This is a genomic window from Nocardioides sp. NPDC006303, assembly GCF_040613175.1.
Lineage (GTDB): Bacteria > Actinomycetota > Actinomycetes > Propionibacteriales > Nocardioidaceae > Nocardioides.
The window spans coordinates 211,671-232,842 of record NZ_JBEXRR010000001.1; the positions used below are offsets into that span (position 1 = coordinate 211,671).

16 protein-coding genes are annotated in these 21,172 nt (G+C 69.6%); 10 read left to right on the plus strand and 6 right to left on the minus strand.

The annotated features are described in order from the left end of the window. Nucleotides 1-25 precede the first annotated feature (25 nt). The gene (locus tag ABZY89_RS00990) at nt 26-1,141 is read left to right on the plus strand and encodes a uroporphyrinogen-III synthase (RefSeq protein WP_355223916.1); all 1,116 of its coding nucleotides are present in this window, start codon (nt 26-28) and stop codon (nt 1,139-1,141) included. After that, on the plus strand, nt 1,138-1,812 hold the full coding sequence (locus ABZY89_RS00995) for a CbiX/SirB N-terminal domain-containing protein (RefSeq protein ID WP_355223918.1): 675 nt from the start codon (nt 1,138-1,140) through the stop codon (nt 1,810-1,812). The genes ABZY89_RS00990 and ABZY89_RS00995 overlap by 4 nt, the downstream gene beginning before the upstream one ends. A gap of 18 nt (nt 1,813-1,830) precedes the next feature. Here the strand turns inward: ABZY89_RS00995 and argJ are convergent, their stop codons facing one another. Then, nucleotides 1,831-2,979, minus strand: coding sequence for a bifunctional glutamate N-acetyltransferase/amino-acid acetyltransferase ArgJ (gene argJ, locus ABZY89_RS01000; RefSeq protein ID WP_355223920.1), 1,149 nt, complete (start codon nt 2,977-2,979; stop codon nt 1,831-1,833). A gap of 49 nt (nt 2,980-3,028) precedes the next feature. Further along, nucleotides 3,029-3,490 (minus strand): hypothetical protein, encoded by a 462-nt coding sequence (locus ABZY89_RS01005; protein WP_355223922.1) that lies wholly within the window; start codon nt 3,488-3,490, stop codon nt 3,029-3,031. Nucleotides 3,491-3,822: 332 nt separating this feature from the next. Between ABZY89_RS01005 and ABZY89_RS01010 the strand changes: the two genes are divergently transcribed. The 3 genes from ABZY89_RS01010 to ABZY89_RS01020 all read left to right on the plus strand — a co-directional run bounded on the left by ABZY89_RS01010 (nt 3,823) and on the right by ABZY89_RS01020 (nt 6,759). Then, nucleotides 3,823-5,664 carry a phosphoenolpyruvate carboxykinase (GTP) gene (locus ABZY89_RS01010; RefSeq protein WP_355223924.1) on the plus strand — a complete coding sequence of 614 codons (1,842 nt, stop codon included), beginning with the start codon at nt 3,823-3,825 and terminating at the stop codon, nt 5,662-5,664. 166 nt (nt 5,665-5,830) lie between these two features. After that, nucleotides 5,831-6,205, plus strand: a complete 375-nt coding sequence (locus ABZY89_RS01015; RefSeq protein ID WP_355223925.1) for a DUF805 domain-containing protein — start codon at nt 5,831-5,833, stop codon at nt 6,203-6,205. Between the two features lie 56 nt (nt 6,206-6,261). After that, on the plus strand, nt 6,262-6,759 hold the full coding sequence (locus ABZY89_RS01020) for a PGPGW domain-containing protein (RefSeq protein ID WP_355223926.1): 498 nt from the start codon (nt 6,262-6,264) through the stop codon (nt 6,757-6,759). Between the two features lie 6 nt (nt 6,760-6,765). Here ABZY89_RS01020 and ABZY89_RS01025 read toward each other — a convergent pair whose 3' ends face one another. The 3 genes from ABZY89_RS01025 to ABZY89_RS01035 form a co-directional block, all read right to left on the minus strand. Beyond that, nucleotides 6,766-8,664 (minus strand): DUF5107 domain-containing protein, encoded by a 1,899-nt coding sequence (locus ABZY89_RS01025; RefSeq protein ID WP_355223927.1) that lies wholly within the window; start codon nt 8,662-8,664, stop codon nt 6,766-6,768. Nucleotides 8,665-8,781: 117 nt separating this feature from the next. Continuing rightward, nucleotides 8,782-10,125, minus strand: a complete 1,344-nt coding sequence (locus ABZY89_RS01030) for a hypothetical protein (RefSeq protein WP_355223929.1) — start codon at nt 10,123-10,125, stop codon at nt 8,782-8,784. A gap of 24 nt (nt 10,126-10,149) precedes the next feature. Beyond that, a complete protein-coding gene (locus ABZY89_RS01035; RefSeq protein ID WP_355223931.1) occupies nt 10,150-10,611 on the minus strand; it encodes a hypothetical protein in 462 nt (153 codons plus the stop codon). Nucleotides 10,612-10,752: 141 nt separating this feature from the next. On the opposite strand from ABZY89_RS01035, the gene ABZY89_RS01040 reads away from it, so the two are divergent. The 5 genes from ABZY89_RS01040 (at nt 10,753) to recD (ending at nt 20,514) form a co-directional block, all read left to right on the plus strand. Then, the gene (locus ABZY89_RS01040; RefSeq protein ID WP_355223932.1) at nt 10,753-11,316 is read left to right on the plus strand and encodes a hypothetical protein; all 564 of its coding nucleotides are present in this window, start codon (nt 10,753-10,755) and stop codon (nt 11,314-11,316) included. A gap of 56 nt (nt 11,317-11,372) precedes the next feature. Next, nucleotides 11,373-11,969, plus strand: a complete 597-nt coding sequence (locus ABZY89_RS01045; protein WP_355223933.1) for a hypothetical protein — start codon at nt 11,373-11,375, stop codon at nt 11,967-11,969. Between the two features lie 114 nt (nt 11,970-12,083). Then, a complete protein-coding gene (recC, locus tag ABZY89_RS01050) occupies nt 12,084-15,476 on the plus strand; it encodes an exodeoxyribonuclease V subunit gamma (protein ID WP_355223934.1) in 3,393 nt (1,130 codons plus the stop codon). Next, nucleotides 15,476-18,763 (plus strand): UvrD-helicase domain-containing protein, encoded by a 3,288-nt coding sequence (locus tag ABZY89_RS01055; RefSeq protein ID WP_355223935.1) that lies wholly within the window; start codon nt 15,476-15,478, stop codon nt 18,761-18,763. The genes recC and ABZY89_RS01055 overlap by 1 nt, the downstream gene beginning before the upstream one ends. Continuing rightward, nucleotides 18,760-20,514 (plus strand): exodeoxyribonuclease V subunit alpha, encoded by a 1,755-nt coding sequence (gene recD, locus ABZY89_RS01060; protein WP_355223937.1) that lies wholly within the window; start codon nt 18,760-18,762, stop codon nt 20,512-20,514. Before ABZY89_RS01055 ends, recD begins: the two co-directional genes overlap by 4 nt. Before the next feature lie 6 nt (nt 20,515-20,520). Here recD and ABZY89_RS01065 read toward each other — a convergent pair whose 3' ends face one another. After that, nucleotides 20,521-21,132 (minus strand): amino acid-binding protein, encoded by a 612-nt coding sequence (locus ABZY89_RS01065; RefSeq protein WP_355017536.1) that lies wholly within the window; start codon nt 21,130-21,132, stop codon nt 20,521-20,523. Nucleotides 21,133-21,172 lie beyond the last annotated feature (40 nt).

Genomic DNA, 21,172 nt, shown 5'->3' on the forward strand with positions numbered 1-21,172 from the left:
GATCCAGGGGACCTACGATTCCGATGTGGACAGTCGCGCGCTGAGCGGCTTCCGCGTCGGCGTGACCGCGGCGCGGAAGGCCGAGGAGCAGATCAACCTGCTCGAGAGGCGGGGAGCACACGTGGTGTGGGCCCCCGCGCTCTCCGTCGACCCCAACCGGGTCGACGCCGGCGCGCTGCGTGCGGTGACCGAGCAGATCATCGGCCAGAAGATCGACATGTTCCTGGCCACGACCGGCATCGGGACCCGCGCCTGGTTCGACGCCGCGGAGGAGTGGGGACTGCTCGACCGTCTCCTGGAGACGCTCGGCGGCGCCGAGATCCTGGCCCGCGGACCGAAGTCGGTCGGGGCGATCCGTCGGCGCGGGCTGCGGGAGCTGTGGGCGCCGGAGTCGGAGGAGTTCGACGACGTCCTGGAGCACCTGCGCGGCCGCGACCTGACCGGCAAGCGGATCGTGGTGCAGGAGCACGGGCAGTCGCTGTCGATGGTCGCGCACGCGCTGACCCGGCAGGGCGCCGAGGTCATCAACGTGGTCGTCTACCGGGTCGAGTCGGCAGCGGACCCCGAACCGATGTTCCGGCTGGTCGAGACGTTGACCGACGGTGAGCTGGACGCGGTCACCTTCACGTCCGCGCCGGCTGTGGCCGCGTTCATGCAGGCCGCCGGCTCGGTCGGCCTGCGCGACGAGGTCGTGGCGGCGTTCCAGGCCGATGTGGTCGCTGCCTGCGTCGGTCCGGTGACCGCCGCCGCCTTCGAGATGTGGGGCGTACCCACCATGTTCCCCGAGCGCTCCCGCACCGCGGCCATGGTCAAGATGCTCGAGACCGAGCTGCCGCTGCGGCGCGAGGGCCTCCTCATCGAGCTCGCCGGTGGCCACCAGCTGCTGCTCCACGGCGACGCGGTGATCCTCGACGGCGCCGAGGTGAAGCTCTCCCCGGCGCCCGCCGCCGTCCTGGGCGCTCTCGTCGCCAACCCCGGCATCGTCGTCTCCCGGCAGGCCCTGCTCGCCATGCTCCCCTCCGGCACCGCCGGCTCCGAGCACGCGGTCGAGATGGCGGTCGCCCGGCTCCGCTCGGCGCTCGGCACCAAGACCATCCAGACCGTCGTGAAGCGCGGCTACCGGCTGGCGGTGGGCTCATGAGGCTCGTCGTCGTCGCCCACGGCACCCGGCAGCTGCTCGGCAACGCGGTCGCCTCGATCATCGCCAAGCGCGCCGGTCGCGTACTGGGGATGGAGTCGAAGGCTGCGTACGTCGAGCTCTGCGAGCCGCTGCTCACCGACGTCCTGGCCGACGCTCAGCCGTCGGTCGTGGTCCCGCTGCTGCTCTCGACCGGCTACCACATCAAGGTCGACCTGCCGCAGGCCGCCGAGGGGCTGCCGGTGGCGATGGGCCGCGCGCTCGGACCGGACCCGCTGCTCGCCTCCGCGCAGGTCTCCCGGCTGGTCGCCGCCGGCGCGGTCCCCGGCCAGCCCGTCGTCCTGGTCGCCGCCGGCTCCAACGACCCGTCTGCCCGGGCCGACATCGCGGAGGCCGGTCTGATGCTGGAGAAGGCCTGGGGTGGTCCGGTCAGGGTCGCCACCGTCTCCGGCTCCGGCGCCCCGCCCATCGACCACGTCGTACGCCCCGGCGACGCCGTCTCGCCCTACCTGCTCGCCCCCGGCTTCTTCTCCGACCTCGTCCGCTCGCGCGCCTCGGCCGCGGGAGCCGAGATCGTCGCCGACGTCATCGGCCCGCATCCCGACGTGATCGAGCTGGTCGTACGTCGCGCCGCGGCCCTTCTCGCGGAGGAGCGCTCCGCGCAGGCCGGTTGACCGCTGGTCGAGGGTGGCTCAGGTCGTGTAGTCGGCGTTGATGCGGATGTAGCCGTCGGTGAGGTCGCAGCCGTAGACGGTGAACTCACCCGAGGCGATGCCGAGGTCGACCTCGATCGAGACTTCATCGCCAGACAGATAAGTCGACAAATCTGCCAATAGATTTGCAGAGACCTGGGCGGGGTAGGTCTCGGTGCCGCCGAAGGCGATGCGTACGTGCTCGGGGGAGATGTCGGTCTCCTCACGGAGCTTGCCGATGGCCATCGCGACGCGGCCCCAGTTGGGGTCTGCACCGTGGACGGCGGTCTTGACCAGGGGGGAGTTGACGATGGCCTTGCCGACTCGCTTGGCCTGGGCGTCGTCGCGGGCGCCGCTGACCGAGACCGTGATCAGCTTGGAGGCGCCCTCTCCGTCGGAGGCGATCTTCTTCACCAGCGCCAGCGCGGCGTCGTAGAGCGCGGCCTCGAACTCACCCATGTCGACCGTCCCGGCCGTGCCGGAGGCGAAGATCGCGGCCGTGTCGGAGGTCGAGGTGTCGGTGTCGATCGAGACGGCGTTGTAGGTGCGGTCGACGACCCGGCGGAAGGCCGCGTCGAGCTCGGCTGCGGGCACCGCGGCGTCGGTGAAGAAGTAGGTCAGCATCGTGGCCATGTCGGGCTCGAGCATCCCGACGCCCTTCGCGATCCCGGTGATCGTCGCGTTGCCGACGGACCGGGTCTCGATCTTGGCGATCGTGTCGGTCGTCATGATCGCCGCCGCAGCGGCGTCGAAGTCGGCGTCACCGGCGGTCCCGACGAGCTTCTCGAGCGCGGGCGTGAGGACGTCCATCGGGTACTGCACGCCGATCACGCCCGTCGACGCGACCAGCAGCTCCTCGGGGCGGGCGCCGACGACCTCGGCGGCCAGGCGGCGTACCTCCAGGGCGTTGGCCTCACCCGTCGGCCCGGTCGCGACGTTGGCGTTCTTCGAGATGGTGACCATGCCGCGGTACGCGGAGAGGTCGGAGGCTCGGGAGAGCAGCACCGAGGCGCCGGCGAAGCGGGATCGGGTGAAGACCGCAGCGCTCGTGACCGGGCCCGAGGGGGCGGCGACGACGGCGAAGTCGTCAGCGCCCTCCTTGAGTCCGAGGTTGGCGGTGACTCCGACGAATCCGGCTGGTTGAGGCATGCGGACAGCCTAGGCTCTGCCCGATCTCCGGGTCAGCGCGTCTCGGGTCCTATGTCCGCAACCACGCGAACGCGGCGGCTTCCAGGATCATCCAGGACCGAAGTACGCGGCCCACGAACGTGATCGCGACGAAGAGCATCAGGTTGGCCTTGAGCGTGCCGTAGACCACCGCCAGGATCGCCAGCGGCGGAAGCCCGCTGAGTGCGGCCACCGCGAGCAGCCCGCCGGCGTAGGCGGGCCGGCCCTGCGTACGCCGCTCCCACTTCTCCATCCGCTTCTGCCACTTCTCGCAGGACATCTTCTTGCGGACGATGGGGAGCGAGGTGGTGCCGTGGCCGGCGTAGTACCAGACGACCTTGGAGCTGGTCTGGCCGATTCCCGCCACCAGGGCGAGCACCAGGGCGGAGAAGGTCAGGTTCGAGGCGGCCACCGCGAGGTAGGTCTCGAAGTTGATGACGGGGAAGAGTCCTCCGGCGAAGGAGGCGGCGAAGGTCCCGAGAATGAGGTCCATCAGGCGACCTCTGGACCGCTCAGGAATTGAAACAATTCAACGTCTTTGTGTTGGGGGATCACTCGCGAAACCTTAGATGTAATCCGTGTCACCATGCGACATCGGCGTCACATCCACATTACGGACCGCTCGCCGAAATGAGGCGTTTCTCACTTAAACATGGGGGTCACAAGGGTCTCAGGACCGGCTATCGGAACATCGCCTGCAGTTGGATCGATCAATTGTCCAGGCCCGTGATCGATGACCCACTCTGGTGCACGGTACCCCGGTTGGAGCCCTCTTCAACTGGGGTAACGTGCCTGCAATCGGCGAAACTTTTGAAGGGTGTCGGAATGGTTGACGTGGACAAGGTCCTCGATGAGGCGGGGCTGACGAATCCTCATGTGCGGGAGTATGTCTCCTACTGGGCAGGGGTGACCGGAGCCGAGCAGATCGAGGTTGTCAGCGCAGCCGACGACGAGCGGCTCCTCCAGGAGTCACTGGCAGCGGGCGAGCTTCTCCCGGTGACGGGCGGCCGCTACTACAGCCGTTCCTACAGCAAGGACACCGCGCGCTCCGAGGAGCGCACCGTGGTCGCCACCTCCAACCCGGAGGACAAGGGCGTCTACAACAACTGGAAGCCGGCCGACGAGACCGTCAAGACGCTCACCGAGCGGATGACCGGCGCCTCGGCGGGCAAGACGATGTACGTCATCCCCTACCTGATGGCTCCGGCCGGCTCGCCGCTCGAGGCGTACGCCGCGGGTGTCGAGCTCACCGACAGCCGACCGGTCGTGCAGCAGATGATCCGGATGGCCCGCGTCGGCATCGACTACATCAACAACCTCGCGGACCCGAACTCCTTCGTCCGTGCGGTGCACGTGACCGGCGACCTGCCCAACCTCGGGCAGGGGACCGACAAGGACCAGCGTCTCTTCGCGACGGTCGCCGATCAGCGTACGATCCTCCACTTCGGCTCCTCCTACGGCGGCAACGCGCTGCTGGGCAAGATCGCCCACGGCCTGCGCCAGGCCTGCTACGACGGCCGCGCCTCCGGCAAGTTCCTGGCCGAGCAGTTCCTGCTGCTGGGCATCAAGGACAAGGAGACCGGCGAGGAGTTCCACGTCGTCGGTGGCTTCCCGTCCGCCTCCGGCAAGACCAACCTCTCGATGACGCTCTCGCCCGACGCCCTCGGTGAGCGTTACGAGGTCACCTTCTACGGCGACGACATCGCCTGGATCTGGGTCGGCGAGGACGGCAAGCTCTACGCCTTCAACCCGGAGAACGGCGTCTTCGGCGTCGCCAAGGACACCAACGAGAAGACCAACCCGGGCGCCATCAAGGCGATCCTGCCGGGCTCGGGTGCGATCTTCACCAACGTCGCCTACAACGAGAAGACCCAGGAGGTCTGGTGGGAGGGGCTCACCAAGCACCACCCGGACGACCTCGACGGCTGGATCGACTGGAAGGGCGAGCGCATCGCCGACCGGATCGACGACGAGCTGGGCGACCCGTGGGCCCACCCCAACTCCCGCTTCACCGCGCCGATCTCGCAGGTGCCCAACGCGGCGCCCGACTACGACAGCCCGGCCGGCGTGCCGGTCGACGCGATCATCTTCGGTGGCCGCACCCGTGACCGCGAGCCGCTGATCCGCGCGATCACCGACGTCGCCGAGGGCGTCTACGACGGTCTCACCCTGGGTGCCGAGGCGACCGCCGCGGCCGACGGCCTCGAGGGCGTGCTCCGCTACGACCCGATGTCGATGCGTCCGTTCCTCGCCTACGAGGAGGGCGACTACGCCCGCCACTGGCTGAAGATCATCGGCGAGGCCACCGACAAGCCGGTCTTCGCCCACGTCAACTGGTTCCAGCGTGACTCCGAGGACGGCCACTTCCTGTGGCCCGGCTACCGCGAGAACGTGCGCGCGCTGCTGTGGCTGCTGCAGTTCAAGAAGGGTGAGGTCAAGGGCCAGCAGAGCCCCGTCGGCGTCATCCCGACCGAGGACGAGCTCGACCTGCGCGGCCTCGACCTGCCGCAGAGGGACCTCGACCGGATCCTCTCCCTCGACCTGAACCGCTGGAAGCAGGAGATGGGCTTCCGCGAGGAGCACCTCAAGCAGTTCAAGCTGCCTGAGGAGATCTGGGAGGCGCACAAGCGCGTCGCTGCTGCCATCGACGAGGCCGCTCAGGCCTGATCGAGACCACAGCCGGGGGCGGCGTACGGAATTTCTTTCCGTACGCCGCCCCTGTTGTTTCCGTCTGCGTTCGTTTCCTACGGGAAGATGAACTTTGTTCGTATCTGGAACAGATGCCCGGCCAGACATTTACGTAGCCGATGTCCCGCACCTAAGGTTCCTGCCCGTGACGATCCCCTTGAGCCAGCCGCTCCGTGCGGCCTCGATCACCGAGGCGTACGCACGGTTCTGGAAGAAGTACGCGACATTCTCGGGTCGCGCCAGCCGCACTGAGCTGCTCTGGCCGATGCTCGTGAACCTTCTGATGCTCATCGTCCTCGTCCTCGCGCGAGACGAGGTGGTGAGCCTCGTGATCGGTCTCTACGGTCTGGTGGCGTTCGTGCCGACCATCGCGCTCGGTGCGCGGCGGCTGCACGACATCAACCGCTCCGGGTGGTGGCAGCTGGTCCTGGTCGTACCGGTGATCGGTGACATCGTCCTCGCGGTGCTGTGGCTGAAGTTCCCGAGCCCCGAGGGCGTCAAGTACGACCTGGCCGCATGAGGCGTAAAATTCCCCTAGTGGTTCTCGGGGTTGTCCCCGAATGGCAGGCTATTGGCATGAAGTCCCTCGCAGGAGCCGCAGCGAAGCGGCTCGCCTACGAGACCGTTGGGTGGCTGCTCGTGGTCGCCGGTATCGCCGCGATGGTGTTGCCGGGGCCGGGGCTGCTGATGCTCTTCGGGGGGCTGGCCGTGCTCTCCCGCCAGTACGCCTGGGCTCGCCGCTATGTCGAGCCGGTCCGCCTCCGCGCCATGCGCGGTGTCGCCGAGGGCGTCGAGACCTGGCCGCGCATCGTGGCCTCGACGCTGGGGGCCCTCTCCATCGGTGCTGTCGGCGTCGTCTTCCTGATCAGCCCGCCCGCGCCGCACTGGTGGCCCCTCGAGGCAACCTTCTGGCTGCTCGGTGGCGCGTGGACCGGCGTCACACTGTTGGGGTCGTGCATCATCGCCCTCGCCATCCTGGGCTACTCCTACCACCGCTTCCACGGCCACCCCGAAGCTCGCCACCAGCTCGACGAGGACATCGAGCACACCGGCGAGATGAACAAGGTCGCCTGACGGTAGTCAGTCGGAACTCATCCGGAAGTCGTACGCAGGCGGCACCGGCTCGCCGGGATGGACGGCAAGCCAGAGCGTGTCCAGGGCGGTCTCGCCCTCGCGCAGGTTGTCGACCGTGATGCCCGCGTCGAGGAGTCGGCGGACCCCGTCGAGGTCGCCCACGGCAAGCGCGGCCTGCGCGGTGCACAGTCGGATCCGACCGTGGTCACGTTCCGGGTCGGCAAGGGCGGCGATCACCTCGAGCGCTTCGGTGGGGCGGTCGGAGGCGATCAGCGCCTGGAGCAGCTCGATGGTGAGTTCGCGCAGGTCGGGACGGAGACGGTGGGCCTCGAGCAGGGGGTCCGCAGCAGGCGGGTCCGCGGGATCTGCGAGGTCTGCGAGATGCGCGAGCGCGCGCAGGGCCCATGGGTTGGGGTGGTCGGCGACCGACCGTTCCAGGATTTTGCGCGCTCCGGGGCGATCGTCGTCGGCCAGCAGGAGCAGGCCGAGGTGATACCACGCATGCCAGTCGTCGGCCGAGGCCTCCAGCAGCTCTCGCCAGTGCGCACCGATGACCGGAGCCGCGGGCGGGTCGCTGATCGGCAGCCGGCCGTGCTCCAGCAGATCGAGCCAGGGCTTCTGATCTTCGCCGCACGCCGCGAACGGACGCAGTGGGTCCGCCGGCAGAGCGCCGGCCGCGACCTCGAGCGCGCCCCACCCGGACCCGTGGGCGAGCAGGTCCGCGGGTCCCGCGAGGCGCCCGGCCACGCTGAGCGCGTCATCCAGCTCGGTCTGTGGCACGAGCATCTCGACCGCCTCATCCACGGCCGCCCGGGCCGATTCCCACGAGCCGTGCACCTGTGTCGGGTCGACCTCGAGTAGGCCGAATGCCTCGGTCCACTCCCAGGTCTCTCCTCCGGGCAGCGCGAGGTGCTCGAGCTGCGTACGCGCCAGGCCGGCCTGGATCTCGATGTAGGCAGCGTCCGGTCCGGACAGCCACTCCTGCCACCGTTGCCCGCCCGCACCGGTGCCCCACTGGAAGAGCTTGCGGCCGACGAGTCGGTCGGTGGAGGTCTGGACGAGCCCACGGCCGTCGCCGTCGAGCGCGGCGATCCAACGGCGTTCGCCGTCGGGAACGTCCATGAAGAAGTCGGCTGCCCGGGCGAACCTCGCCGGATAGCTCTGGTCGCCGCCCGCCGTCTCCGGAAAGTCGATCAGCCTCAGCTGCTCCGCGTAGTCGAAGTGGAAGGCCCGCTCGGCCGGCGCGACGACGCGTACGTCCGGACGCTGGGGCACCGCGATGTTCGTCCACCAGTAGACCGGCGTCGGGGTCGGTGCCGGGTTGTGGAGCGAGACGTGGACCAGCAGCACCGGCGATCCGGCGGGCAACCAGGCGTCGATCATGACCACGACCCGCCGCATCCGCTCCAGCTCGTACATCCGTAGGACCGGTGTCCCGTCCGGTGCGGTCAGGCTCACCGCGTGCAGCGGGGAGCAGGTGAGTGGCCAGTGCCCCGTGGCACCGAGGTTCCACTCCACCCCGCCTGCCACCCAGGCGTCGCGCAACGCCAGGTTGGCGGGCTGCAGGATGGGGTTGCGGTGCAGCAGCTCCTGGCCCGAGGGCCGATGCACCAACGACCACAGCCTCCCGCCGTAGCCGGGCAGAAAGGTGGCGGAGAGCAGCTCGTTCTCCACCACCAGACTCGGCAGATCGCGCGCCTCGCGTCGGCGCGTGTAGGAGTCCTGAGCCGTGTACGGCAGCAGCGTGCTCGGCCGGCCGTACTCGAGGTTGGCCGCCATGTCTGGATAGGGCGCGGCGCCGGAATCAAACGCTGGCCGCGGTACGCCGTGCAGCAACGGCAGCGGTCCATCGATCGGGTCCTCAGCGCCCTCGATCGAGAGCCGATCCATCCTCAGCGTGGTCATCGCGACCATCCAACCAGGCTGAGGACGCTGCCACCCGGACAATGCGAACCGCCGACCTCAGCCACGGTTTGTGTTCCGTGGCTGAACTCGGCGGTTCGGCTGCGAGCGCAGGTGTTGCTAGGGCTTGCGGCCGTTCTTGTCGGCGCCGGAGTCATCACCCTGTGGCGCGTTCGGGGTCCAGCCGCGGGCCGCGTTGGGATCCAGGACGTCGCTGGCCGTCTCGGTCCAGTCGTCGCTGTAGTCGGCCTGCCAGTCCTGGTCCTGGCCGTTCCTCTTGTCGTCCTTCTTGCCGCCCCGGCCGCCGGCACCGCCGGCTCCTGCGCGTCCGCCACGGCTGCCCGCTCCCGTCGGACCGCCTCGGGCGCCACGCCCACCAGCGCCGCGGGCACCTGCCCCGGCGCCGGCGCCACGGGCGCCAGCCCCGGCTCCGCGTGCTCCCGCGCCAGCACCCGCGCGGGCGCCGGCAGCGCCGGCCCTGGCGGATGCGGACCTCGACGTGGCGCTTGCCGTCGCTGCCTTGGCAGCCGCTCCGGACGCGAACTTATTGGCAAGCGCCTTGGCCACACCAGCACCGAGCAGAGCCCCGCCGCCACCGATCGCCAGGGCGGTCATCCCGCCGCTTCCACCCGCCATCGGCGCGAGGCCGTCAGCCGTCTCGACCATCGCGTACGACGTCGAGGGCGCGGGAGTGCCGTCAGCGTTGATCCACTGGGTGCCGTTCCACTCAGGCTTGTTCTCCGCCTGGTGCGCTTCGATGTTCGCCTTCTCCTGAGCGATCAGCTCGTGCCCCCAGCCATCGGGGTACAGAGTGCCGGAGTTGTACTTCGCCATCTGGGCGCGGGATGCGGCGATGGCGCTATACGAACCAGGGGATGAGGGAGCCTTGGGAGCACTGTCGTTTGGAGTGCCAGGCTCCTCGGTCAGGGCGCGAACAGGGGGCTGGGAAGTGTAGTTCTGCTGATCGACAACTTGGATCTGCTTGGCGGCGGCCTGTTCAGCGTCGGCGATCGTCGCCTCTTGGGCGTTGTACGCGTTGCGGTCGGCCTGCAGGGCCTTCTGGTTCTGAACTGCCTTAACCGAGTCGATGCCGGGGCCGGACTGCGCGTACTTCGACGCTGAGGCGTCAGGCGCGGAAACGGGCTCGAAAGAGAGCGTCTGTTCCAGCTTCTCGTGAGTCTTCTGTGCGTTCCGTGTCGTGGTCTGCGCCTGAGAGAGAGCATCTATGGCAGCGGTGAGTTGTTGAACCTTGTTCGTCAGCTTCGTAGCCGCAGTCCTGAACGCGTCCTGAGCCGCCGTGGCGGTATAGGAAGTCTCCTCGAACGCCTCTGGCACTCGCTTTTCAGCGAGGTGGAGGTCGCGCGCGAGTTCCTCAAAAGTGCGCTTTGCAGTCTCCCAGTCGGTCAGCCGTGCTTCGACTTCCTCGGGATTGGCGTTGACAACGTACTCCTTCAGGATGTTCATCATCCTGCCTCTGGGGCCCATAGGTCATCCCTCCTCGTCCTGGCCGAACTTCGACCGCGTGGCCGCTTCCTCTAGCGCCCCGAGGTCAGGGAAGAACGGGAGGTTGATGTCAGGCAGATTCAGCCTGGCATCCCTCGCCAGATTGTCGAAGAATGGCTGGCTGATCAGGTCTACCGCAGCTGTCATGTGGTTCTGGAAAGCCGTCCTGGCTTCCTCGTCGGCGTCCTCGACGGCGCGTACGGCGTCATCGAGCCCATCGACGAAGGCGACCATGGCCTTCGACGTTTCCGAGAGGGCCGAGTTGATTCGCTCCGTGGCCAGGTTCATGAGAGTTTCGAGGGCCTCCCCAGTCTGGCTGCCGCCCAAGGCGCCAGCGCCCGGTTTGTCGACGTGAATCTTGTCGACCTTGACGGTGTCGTCGATGAGAACCTGTTTGATCTTATTGACGAGGGGCTTGTTGACCCCGGTTGAGCGCGACCCAGTCATCGCAAGCCTCCCGAGTGTGTCCGGATGTTGCTCCAAGTAAACAGCAGACCCCATGGGGTGTCGACCGGAACTGGACTACGTCCGGGAGCCGATACGCTCTCCGGCATGAGCCGATCTCGGACGTACCCCCAGTTTAAGTCGATGGCCGCTCTTGCTGCTCTTGTTGCTCTCGCGGCGGGTCTGTCAGCCTGCGGCAGCGACGAACCAACCGGCACTGTGCCGACCGCAAGCGGTTCCGCTTCACCGAGCGATTCCGCCTCAGCCGAGCCCGCCTCGGATTGGAAGACTGCCGAACTGGAGGGGATGCAGTTCAAGGCGCCACCGGACTGGGCCGTGAGTTTGGAGGATGGCGTTAGTTACGTCATGAGTTCGCCGAAGGATGAGCTTGGTTATCGGGCTGGGCGCGGCATCTTCAATGCTGGCTCGGCGCTTGCTCTCTCCACCGACGAACTCGCCGAGACGAGCCGTGACAGCGTCATCGGCGATTACTCGAAGGTTGAGCGGTTGCAGGACGTGAAGTTCGGCGGGACCACGTTCTTCCACATTCGCGGATCTGGCGAGGCGCAGACCTACGACCTCTACGGCGCCCTCCTTGGCGACATCGAGGTGTCCGTTGCCTGGTCCTTCAACCCTGATCTGGCTACCCGCGAGCAGATCGATACCTGGATCAACCAGGTGATGCCCACGTTCAAGTCCGAGGGCTGAACGAGTTCAGCCCTCGGGTGCTGCCTAGTACCTGCCGGGATGACTACGCTTCAGGCATGACTCCATCTCGGACGGGTCACAGCAATGCTCGATTCGTTGCCATCGCTGTGTCCGCGGTGACCGTCGTCGCCCTCTCCGGTTGCGGCAGCGCGAAGGATCCGTCGGGTTCGTCGAACCCTTCCTGGCCTGCATCGGTCGAGTCAATCGAAACCGCGTCACCTGCTGCTGAACCGCAGGCCATCGAAGTGAACGGAGCTCACATTCGGGTGCCCTCGGACTGGGAGGTGACGGCTCCGTCCAAGACCGAGCGTGCCACGCTCAACACTCCCGTGGATTCTTCGGGCACTTCGTACGGAACAGGGACCTTCAACGCGGACATCACACTCGCCGGGGACACCGAGGAGCTAGCCGAGGGGCGACTCAAGGTCGCAGGGTCTGACGCGAAGCGTCTCGAGGACGTGAAGTTTGGTGGACAGACGTTCTTCCATATTCGCGAGCTTCATGGTGGCGTCGACTCTCTCGACACGTACGGGACTGTGATCGATGGCTCAGAGGTGACGGTCGCGTGGGCGTTCAACGCCGAACTCGCAACCCGCGAGCAAATCGACGGGTACATCAACCAGGTGATGCCGAGCTTCAAATTCGTAGGCTGAGCCAGCAACAACTCGACGCGACTCGAGGCCAGCCTGAGCGCAGTAGGTGAGTACCTGTCTGGCTCTGTGGAGTCGTGAGGTCCCCTGTCGGTACCTCCCGATAGGTTGCGGTCTGTGGTCGTACATCTGCACCGCGCGCCGCGGACCGATCTGCTCGCCGACTCGCTCGGTGAGCTGTTGTCGGTGCCGTTGGGGGATCCGTTCGCGACGGAGGTCGTGGTGGTGCCGGCGCGGGGGGTGGAGCGGTGGTTGTCGCAGCGGCTCTCGCATCGGCTGGGGGCTGCTGAGGGGCGAGGGGACGGGATCTGTGCGGGGGTCGACTTCCGGTCTCCCTGGTCGCTGTTCGCTGAGGTTGCGGGCACGGGGGATGAGGATCCCTGGGCGCCGGAGTCGCTGACCTGGCCGGTGCTGGCGGCGATCGACGCATCGCTGGACGAGCCCTGGGCCAAGCCCCTCGCGATGCACCTGGGGCACGGGGATACGACGGAGGAAGGCGTACGTCGGCGGGGGCGGCGGCTGGCATTGGCCCGGCGGCTGGCGCGGTTGTTCGCTGGGTACGCGGACCAGCGGCCTGCGGTGGTCGCCGACTGGAGTGCGGGGCTGGACACGGACGGGCTCGGGGGGAAGATCGCCGACGATCTGGCGTGGCAGCCGCCGTTGTGGCGGGCCGTCGCCGGGCTGGTCGGGGGGCCGACGCCGGTGGAGCGGCAGGCGGCGACGGTCGCTCGGCTGAAGCAGAAGCCCCAGGAGTTCGAGCTGCCGGAGCGGGTCTCGTTGTTCGGGCACACCCGGCTCTCGGTGACCGACATCGAGCTCGTCGCGGCGCTGGGGGAGCACCGGGAGGTGCACCTGTGGCTGCCGCACCCCTCCGCGGCCCTGTGGGAGGCGCTCGCAGGGCTGGACGGGACGGTCGCGCGGACGGCGGACAGGTCGCACGACGCGGTCGGGCATCCGTTGCTGGCGACGCTGGGGCGGGATACGCGGGAGCTGCAGCGAGGTCTGGCGGGGCTCGCTTCTGAGAGCGACTGTGCTGGTTTCGACACGCCTTCGCTGAGCGGCTCCGGCGGCTCAACCAACGGCGGGCTGCTGGGATGGCTGCAGGAGGACATCCGGGGCAACACGGTCGGCGAGAATGCCGGACGGGTGATCGAGCCCGAAGACCGCTCGATCCAGGTGCATGCCTGCCACGGCGAGGCGCGGCAGGTGGAGGTGCTGCGTGAGGTGCTGCTGGGGCTGCTCGAGGACGACCCGACGCTGGAGCCGCGGGACGTCCTGGTGATGTGCCCCGACATCGAGACCTTCGCGCCGCTGATCGAGGCCGGGTTCGGGCTGGGGGAGATGACTGGCGAGACCGGACACCCCGCTCACCGGCTGCGGGTGAAGCTGGCGGACCGGTCGTTGACGCGTACGAACCCACTGCTGGACGTGGCCACCCGGCTGCTCGACCTGGCCGGCGGCCGGGCGGGAGTGAGCGACGTACTCGATCTTGCTCATCTCGACCCGGTGCGACGCCGGTTCGGGCTCAACGACGACGCCCTGGAGCAGCTCGAGGACTGGGCCAAGGACGCCGGGATCAGGTGGGGCTTCGACGCGGAGCACCGCGAGCCCTTCGGGCTGGAGTCGTACGTCGCGAACACCTGGCGCTTCGGGATGGACCGGATCCTCACCGGGGTCGCGATGTCCGAGGACTCGGCGACCTGGCTGGACACGACCCTGCCGTTGGACGACGTGGGAAGTGGCAGCGTCGAGCTGGCCGGGAGGTTCGCCGAGCTCGTCGATCGGCTGGAGCAGGTGACCGACGAGCTGGCCGGGGTGCATCCGCTGAGGCACTGGCTGAAGGTGATCGAGGAGGGTGTCGCCGCGCTGACGTCGGTCTCGACCAACGACGAATGGCAATCGGGCCAGGTGACCAGGGAGCTGTCCCGGGTGCGCGACGCTGCCGCAGGGCAGGAGGTCGACGAGCTCCGACTGCCCGACGTACGGGCGCTGTTGGGGGCACGACTGGCCGGCCGCGCGACGCGGGCGAACTTCCGCACCGGCACGCTGACGGTGTCCACGCTGGTGCCGATGCGGTCGGTGCCCCATCGCGTGGTCTGCCTGCTCGGCATGGACGACGGAGTGTTCCCGAGGGTCGGGATCACCGACGGCGACGACCTGCTGGCCCGCGACCCGCAGACCGGGGAGCGCGACCTGCGCAGCGAGGACCGGCAGCTGTTCCTCGACGCGCTGCTGGCGGCGACCGAGACGCTGGTGGTGACCTACACGGGCGCCAACGAGTACTCGGGCCAGCCCCGGCCGCCCGCGGTGCCGCTGGGGGAGCTGCTGGACACGCTGGACGCGACCGCCGTCTCTGCGGATGGCAGGCCGGTCAAGGAGGTCGTGACGACCAGGCACCCGCTGCAGCCGTTCGACCCGCGCAACCTGACGCCCGGGGTGCTGGTCCCCGGACACTCCTTCTCCTTCGACAAGGCCGCCGAGGCCGGCGCTCTCGCCGCGGTGTCCGACCGCGTCGAGCCGCCGGAGTTCCTGCCCGGCCCGCTGACACCGGCGACAGCTGGAGACCTGACGCTCGAGGAGCTGCTGGCCTTCTACCGCGCGCCGGTGCGCGCGTTCTTCCGCGACCGGCTGGACCTCGCGCTGCCGCGTGATGACGACCCGCTCTCCGACGGTCTACCGGTCGAGCTCGATGGCCTGGGGCAGTGGTCGGTGGGCGACCGGCTGCTCCACGACCTGCTTGCCGGGATGTCGGAGGAACAGGCGACCCAGCAGGAGTGGCGCCGCGGCGTACTGCCTCCGAAGTGGCTGGGCTGGCGCATCCTCACCGACGTGATCACCAAGGCGAAGCCGATCGCGGCCGAGGCGCTGCGGGTGCGGCAGGCGGGCATCTCCACGGGGCAGGCGCGGGCCGTCGACGTCGAGGTCGACCTCGGTGACGGTCGACGCCTGACCGGCACCGTCCCGCAGGTCTACGGCGACCGGCTCGCTCCGGTGACGTACTCGCGCCTGGGTGCCAAGCAGCGGATCGAGTCGTGGGTGCAGCTGGTCGCGCTGGCCGCCTCCGACGAGGACCGCGCCTGGAGCGCCTGGACGCTGGGCCGTCCGGGCAACTCCCGGTCGCGTACGCCGTACGGGCTCTCCCAGCTCGGGCCGCTCGACCACACCGCGGTCGATGTGCTGCGTGACCTGGTGCGATTGCGCGACCGGGGGCTCGCCGCACCGCTGCCGCTGCCACTGAAGACCTCGCTCACCTACGCGCGCCAGCGGCGGACCCAGGCTGGCATCGACGACGCGCTCTACAAGGCCGGCTGGGACTGGAACGACGGACGGTTCGAGGGCGAGGAGTCCGATGTGGAGCAGGTGAGGGCCTGGGGCAAGGGGTCCGGGATCCCTGGGCTGGGTGACCCGCCGGAGGCCGGCGAGGAGTTCGACGGGGAGACGACCCGCTTCGGCGCGCTCGCGATGCGTGTCTGGTCGCCGTTGCTCACCGCCGAGCAGGGGAGCTGGTGATGGACGGATTCAACCTGACCGGTCCCCTCCCGACGGGCACCACGCTGATCGAGGCCTCGGCCGGCACCGGGAAGACCTTCACCATCGGCGCCCTGGTCACTCGCTACGTCGTCGAGGGCGAGGCGACGCTCGACGAGATCCTGGCGATCACCTTCGGTCGCGCCGCCTCCCAGGAGCTGCGCGACCGGGTGCGCTCCCACCTGGTCGAGGCCGAGCGAGCCTTCGCGGCCGCCGTCGCCGGCCAGCGTCCGACCCCGCTCGACGCCCACCTAGAGCTGCTGCTGGACGTGCCCGATGAGGAGATAGGCGTACGCCACGAGCGTGTGCGCGACGCACTCGCCTCCTTCGACGGGGCGACGATCGCGACGACCCACCAGTTCTGCCAGCTCGTGCTGCGCTCGCTGGGAGTGGCCGGCGACACCGACGCCGGTGCCGAGCTGGTCGAGTCGCTCGACGAGCTGGTCGTGGAGGTCGTCGACGACCTCTATCTGAAGTGGTTCGGCGAGGCCCGGGAGCGACCGCCCTTCGACCGCGACGACGCGCTGGGACTGGCGCGCACCGCGGTCGAGGACCCGCAGTCGGTGCTGGCCCCGGCGCCTGCCGAGGACCCGGTCGCGGGAGCGCGGGTGCGGTTCGCCGAGGCGGTCCGGGCCGAGGTCGACCGGCGCAAGCAGATGCGCGGTGTCCTGTCCTACGACGACCTGCTCTCCCGCCTCGCGGTCGCGCTCGAGGACACCTCGGCGCCGGCCCGGGCTCGGATGCGGCAGCGGTGGCGGATCGTGCTGGTCGACGAGTTCCAGGACACCGACCCGGTGCAGTGGCAGGTGCTCTCCCGGGCCTTCGAGGGCCACGCCACGCTCGTGCTCATCGGCGACCCGAAGCAGGCGATCTACGCCTTCCGCGGCGGTGACGTCTTCACCTATCTGACCGCCGCCCGAGCGGCCGAGACGCAGGCGACGCTCGACACCAACTGGCGTAGCGACGCCCCGCTGGTCGAGCGGCTCCAAGTGGTCCTGCGAGGCGCGGCGTTGGGCTCTCCGGAGATCGTCGTCCATGACGTGAAGGCCCATCACGCCGGCTCGCGGCTGGCCGGTGCCCCGCATCCGGCGCCGTTCCGGATCCGCCGCGTCGCCCGCAAAGGGTTCAAGCTCACCCGCGGCAAGATGATCACCGCCGGTGACGCGCGCACCCACATCGCCCGGGACCTCGCCGGAGACATCGCCGAGCTGCTCGGCTCCGGGGCAACGTGGTGCGATTCTCCGGTCAAGGCCGGGGACGTCGCAGTCATCGTCGCGGTGCGCTCCCACGGGCTACTGGTCCAGCGCGTGCTGCAGGAGCACGGCATCTCGGCCGTGATGGCCGGCGGCGGCGACGTCTTCCTGACTCCCGCCGGAGAGGACTGGCTCGCGCTGCTGCAGGCGCTCGACTCACCCCACCGGACGCCGCTGGTGAGGGCGGCCGGGCTGAGCGTGTTCTTCGGTTACACCGCGACCGAGCTCGACGCGGGCGGCGAGGCGCTGACCTCGCGCATCGCCGACACGCTGCGTGGCTGGGCGTTGCTGCTGCGTGGCCGAGGCGTCGCCGCGCTGATCGAGGCGGCGGAGGAGCGCGGTCTCACCGCGCGCGTGCTGCGGCGCACCGACGGGGACCGGCTACTCACCGACGTACGTCATCTGGGGCAGCTGCTCCACGACATCTCGGTGCGCGACTCGCTCGGGCTGCCGGCGCTGCTCGCCTGGTTCCGCGACGAGCGTCGGCGCTCTGCCGCCGCCGAGCGGCCGCGGCGGCTCGACTCGGACGCCGCGGCGGTGCAGATCGTGACGGTGCACGGGTCCAAGGGCCTGCAGTACCCGATCGTCTATCTGCCCTTCGCCTACGACTTCTTCGTCCGCGACCCGGAGGTCGCCCGGTTCCACGACGCCTCGGGGCAGCGGACGATCGACGTCTCCCGGACCGGCGCGCAGTGGGCCCAGCACCTGGCCAGACACCAGGCCGAGGAGCTGGGGGAGGAGCTGCGAGATCTGTACGTCGCGCTGACCCGGGCTCAGTCCCAGGTCGTCGCGTGGTGGGCGCCGACGGCCAACACGGCCACCGGCGGACTGCACCGGCTGCTGTTCGGGCGAGGTCCTGGCCAACCGGCGGTTCCTGACGACGTCGCTGTGCCGAACGACGAGGACGCGGCAAGTCTGCTGAGCAATGTCGCGCGCCACGCCGGTCCAGTGGCCGAAGAAGCGGTGCCGGTCACGGCAGCGCCGACGGTGCGAGAGGCGCCGCCCGGCATGCTCGCCGCGCGGCCGTTCACCCGTGAGGTCGACGCCGAGTGGCGGCGTACGTCCTACTCGGGGCTCATCCGGGTCGACGAGGGCGTCGCGGCGACCTCGGAGCCGGAGGTCGAGGGCAAGGACGACGAGCCCATCGCCGAGGACGTCGATCTCGTCGAGACGCCCGCGGAGGAGGATCACCTCTCGCCGATGGCCGAGCTGCCCAAGGGCGCCGGCTTCGGGTCGCTCGTCCACGCTGTCCTGGAGCACACCGACCCGCAGGCCCCTGACCTCGGCGAAGAGGTGCTGACCAGGACCCGCGAGCAGCTGCGCTGGTGGCCGGTGCCGGCCTCGGCCGAGGATCTCGCGACCGGGATCCTGCCGCTCAACCTGACCCCGCTCGGCCCGCTGGCCGACGGGCTGACGCTGGCCGAGATCCCGCTGCGTGACCGGCTGCGCGAGCTCGACTTCGAGATCCCGCTCGGGGGAGGGGACACCCGCGGGTCGGATGATCCCGACGCACGCCTGCGCGACCTCGCGCCGCTCCTGCGTGCTCACCTTCAGGCGGACGACCCGATGGTCACGTACGCCGACCGGCTGGAGGCTCCGCCGCTCGGCGACCAGTCGCTGCGGGGCTACCTGACCGGTTCGGTGGACGTGGTGCTGAGACTGCCGAGCGGACGATTCGTGGTGGTCGACTACAAGACCAACTTCCTGGGCGTGGAGGCGATGGACTACACCCAGCCGAAGCTCGCCGAGGCGATGCTGCACTCCCACTACCCGCTGCAGGCGCTGCTCTACTCCGCGGTGGTGCACCGCTTCCTGCGCTGGCGCCTGCCCGGATACGACCCCGAGAAGCATCTCGGAGGCGTGCTCTATCTCTACGTGCGCGGGATGCTCGGCCCGGACACGCCCGTCGTCGACGGCATCCCGACCGGCGTCTTCACCTGGCAGCCGCCCGCGTCCCTGGCGGTCGCGCTGTCCGACCTGCTGGACGGAACTCTTCCGGATGGAGTGGCCTCATGATCGAGCGGTGGGAGTCCGAGGACCCCTTCGACGCACGGCTGGCCAGGTCCGCCACCGGCCTGCTCGCGTCGTTCAACCGCGAGGGTGTGCTGACCGCGGCCGACGTACATGTCGCGACCCGCGCCTCCGCGCTCGCCGGGGAAGAGCGCGACGAGGTGCGACTGGCGGTGGCGCTGGCGGTCCGCGCGGTCCGGCACGGGTCGGTGTGCGTCGACCTGGCCGCGCTGCGGGAGACCGAGGAGACGCTGCCGTGGCCGGCTGCTGCCGGCTGGCTGGAAACCGTCGCCGACAGCCCACTGGCGGCGCAGTCCCTGGTGCAGGTCGAGGACGGCCTGCTCTACCTGGACCGCTATCACCGCGAAGAGGGGCAGGTACGCGACGACCTGCTCGCCCGCCTGGCCTCGCCGCGTCCCGTGGCCGACGAGACCCTGCTGGAGGCGACCGCGGCCCGGCTCTTCCCGGGCGCGGGCTACGCCGAGCAGCGATCCGCCGCGCTCGCCGCCGCCCGGCAGTCGACGACGGTGCTCACCGGAGGTCCCGGCACCGGCAAGACGACGACCGTGGCCGGGCTGCTGGCGCTGCTCACCGAGCAGTCCTCGACCCCGTTGCGGGTCGCGCTGACCGCCCCGACGGGCAAGGCCGCCGCCCGCCTGCAGGAGGCCGTCGAGGGCGCCCAGCGGGCGCCGCAGTTCACCGCCGCCGACCGCAGCCGCCTCGCAGGTCTCACCGCGTCGACCCTTCACCGGCTGCTCGGCTGGCGACCCGGCTCGTCGACCCGGTTCAAGCACCACCGCACCAACCGGCTGCCGCACGACGTGATCGTCGTCGACGAGACGAGCATGGTCTCGCTGACGATGATGGCCCGGCTCCTCGAGGCCGTACGCCCGGAGGCGCGGCTGATCCTCGTCGGCGACCCCGACCAGCTCGCGAGCGTCGAGGCCGGGGCGGTGCTCTCCGACCTCGTCGCCGGACTCGCCGTGCGCTCGCCTGACGCTGTCGCCGCACTCCGCATCACTCACCGCTTCGGTGGCGCGATCGGCGCCCTCGCCGAGGCGCTGCGGGTCGGCGACGCGGATGCGGCGCTCGACGTACTGAAGTCCGGCGACCCCGCGGTCGAGCTCGTCGACCCTGCCGACGAGGCCCGGGTGGCCGAGGTCGAGCGCGGCCTGGTCACGCACGCCGCCGCCCTCCATGAGGCGGCGCTCGCGGGCGACGCGGAACGCTGCGTACAGATGCTCGACGAGTCGCGCCTCCTCTGCGCCCACCGCGACGGCCCCTGGGGTGTCGCCCACTGGAACCGGCAGGTCGAGCGCGGACTCGCCGAGACCACCGGTGAGCCGCTCGGCATCGGCTGGGGTCACGAGTGGTATCCGGGCCGGCCGGTCCTCGTCACCGCCAACGACTACGGCCTCGGTCTCTTCAACGGCGACACCGGGGTCACCTACACCGACGCCGGCGGCGACCTCCGCGTCGCGATCGCGGGCGGCGCGACGTACGCCCCCTCACGGCTCGGCGACATCGAGACCCTGCACGCGATGACCGTCCACAAGTCCCAGGGCAGCCAGGCCAGGTCCGTCACCGTCCTGCTCCCGCCAGACGACTCACCCCTGCTCACCCGCGAGCTCTTCTACACCGCGGTGACCCGGGCCCAGGAGCGCGTACGCATCGTCGGCACCCCCGACGCCGTCACCGCCGCGATCACCCGCCGAGCCCAGCGCGCCTCCGGCCTCCGCCAGCGCCTCGGGCACTGAGCTGGGTCAGGACCGCGCGATGGAGGTGGCGAGGGAGGCGAGGTGACCGAGCCTGGCCAGCTCGGAGTCGAGGAAGTCGGGACCGCCGCGGCGGCCGATGATGACGATCTCGTTGCCGTCGATGCGAGCGCCGGCGAACATGTTCTCGTCCTCACCCTCGACCTCGATCCGCTCGGGGCGGTCGAGCTCGATGAAGGGGACGTTCTCGGGTGAGCCGTCGGTGGCGCGGCTGATGCCCTTGACGCGGTGGACGCGGATGGCCCAGTCGGCCCGGAAGGTCAGGGGCAGCACGTCCACGAGCCGGTCGAGCGCCTCGAGTGCGTTCTCGGTGAGGTCCTCGACGGCCTCGAGGTCGAGGAAGAGGTTGCCGCCGGCGGCGTAGCGGGAGATCCAGACGACGTGCACACCGTCGAGCTCGTTGCACGCCGACACGATGGAGTCCGGCATCGTCCCCGGTTGGGTCTCGAGGAGCACATCGTCGACAGCTCTTCCGTCGACCTTGTTCTTCTCGACGATCTCGATCGCCTCGATGTCGCCACCGGCTTCACCGATGGCGGAGGCGAGGCGACCGAGGGAACCCGGGATGTCGGGCAGCTCGACGCGTAGCAGGAACGGCATGTTCACAGACCCTAGCGTCGCGAACCGACAGCCGTGGCAC

Excerpts from the sequence above, each read along its gene's own strand:
- ABZY89_RS00995 (WP_355223918.1), top strand. The coding sequence starts at position 1,138 with ATGAGGCTCGTCGTCGTCGCCCACGGCACCCGGCAGCTGCTCGGCAAC.
- argJ (WP_355223920.1), bottom strand. The coding sequence starts at position 2,979 with ATGCCTCAACCAGCCGGATTCGTCGGAGTCACCGCCAACCTCGGACTC.
- ABZY89_RS01005 (WP_355223922.1), bottom strand. The coding sequence starts at position 3,490 with ATGGACCTCATTCTCGGGACCTTCGCCGCCTCCTTCGCCGGAGGACTC.
- ABZY89_RS01010 (WP_355223924.1), top strand. The coding sequence starts at position 3,823 with ATGGTTGACGTGGACAAGGTCCTCGATGAGGCGGGGCTGACGAATCCT.
- ABZY89_RS01020 (WP_355223926.1), top strand. The coding sequence starts at position 6,262 with ATGAAGTCCCTCGCAGGAGCCGCAGCGAAGCGGCTCGCCTACGAGACC.
- ABZY89_RS01025 (WP_355223927.1), bottom strand. The coding sequence starts at position 8,664 with ATGACCACGCTGAGGATGGATCGGCTCTCGATCGAGGGCGCTGAGGAC.
- ABZY89_RS01030 (WP_355223929.1), bottom strand. The coding sequence starts at position 10,125 with ATGAACATCCTGAAGGAGTACGTTGTCAACGCCAATCCCGAGGAAGTC.
- ABZY89_RS01035 (WP_355223931.1), bottom strand. The coding sequence starts at position 10,611 with ATGACTGGGTCGCGCTCAACCGGGGTCAACAAGCCCCTCGTCAATAAG.
- ABZY89_RS01040 (WP_355223932.1), top strand. The coding sequence starts at position 10,753 with ATGGCCGCTCTTGCTGCTCTTGTTGCTCTCGCGGCGGGTCTGTCAGCC.
- ABZY89_RS01045 (WP_355223933.1), top strand. The coding sequence starts at position 11,373 with ATGACTCCATCTCGGACGGGTCACAGCAATGCTCGATTCGTTGCCATC.
- ABZY89_RS01055 (WP_355223935.1), top strand. The coding sequence starts at position 15,476 with ATGGACGGATTCAACCTGACCGGTCCCCTCCCGACGGGCACCACGCTG.
- recD (WP_355223937.1), top strand. The coding sequence starts at position 18,760 with ATGATCGAGCGGTGGGAGTCCGAGGACCCCTTCGACGCACGGCTGGCC.
- ABZY89_RS01065 (WP_355017536.1), bottom strand. The coding sequence starts at position 21,132 with ATGCCGTTCCTGCTACGCGTCGAGCTGCCCGACATCCCGGGTTCCCTC.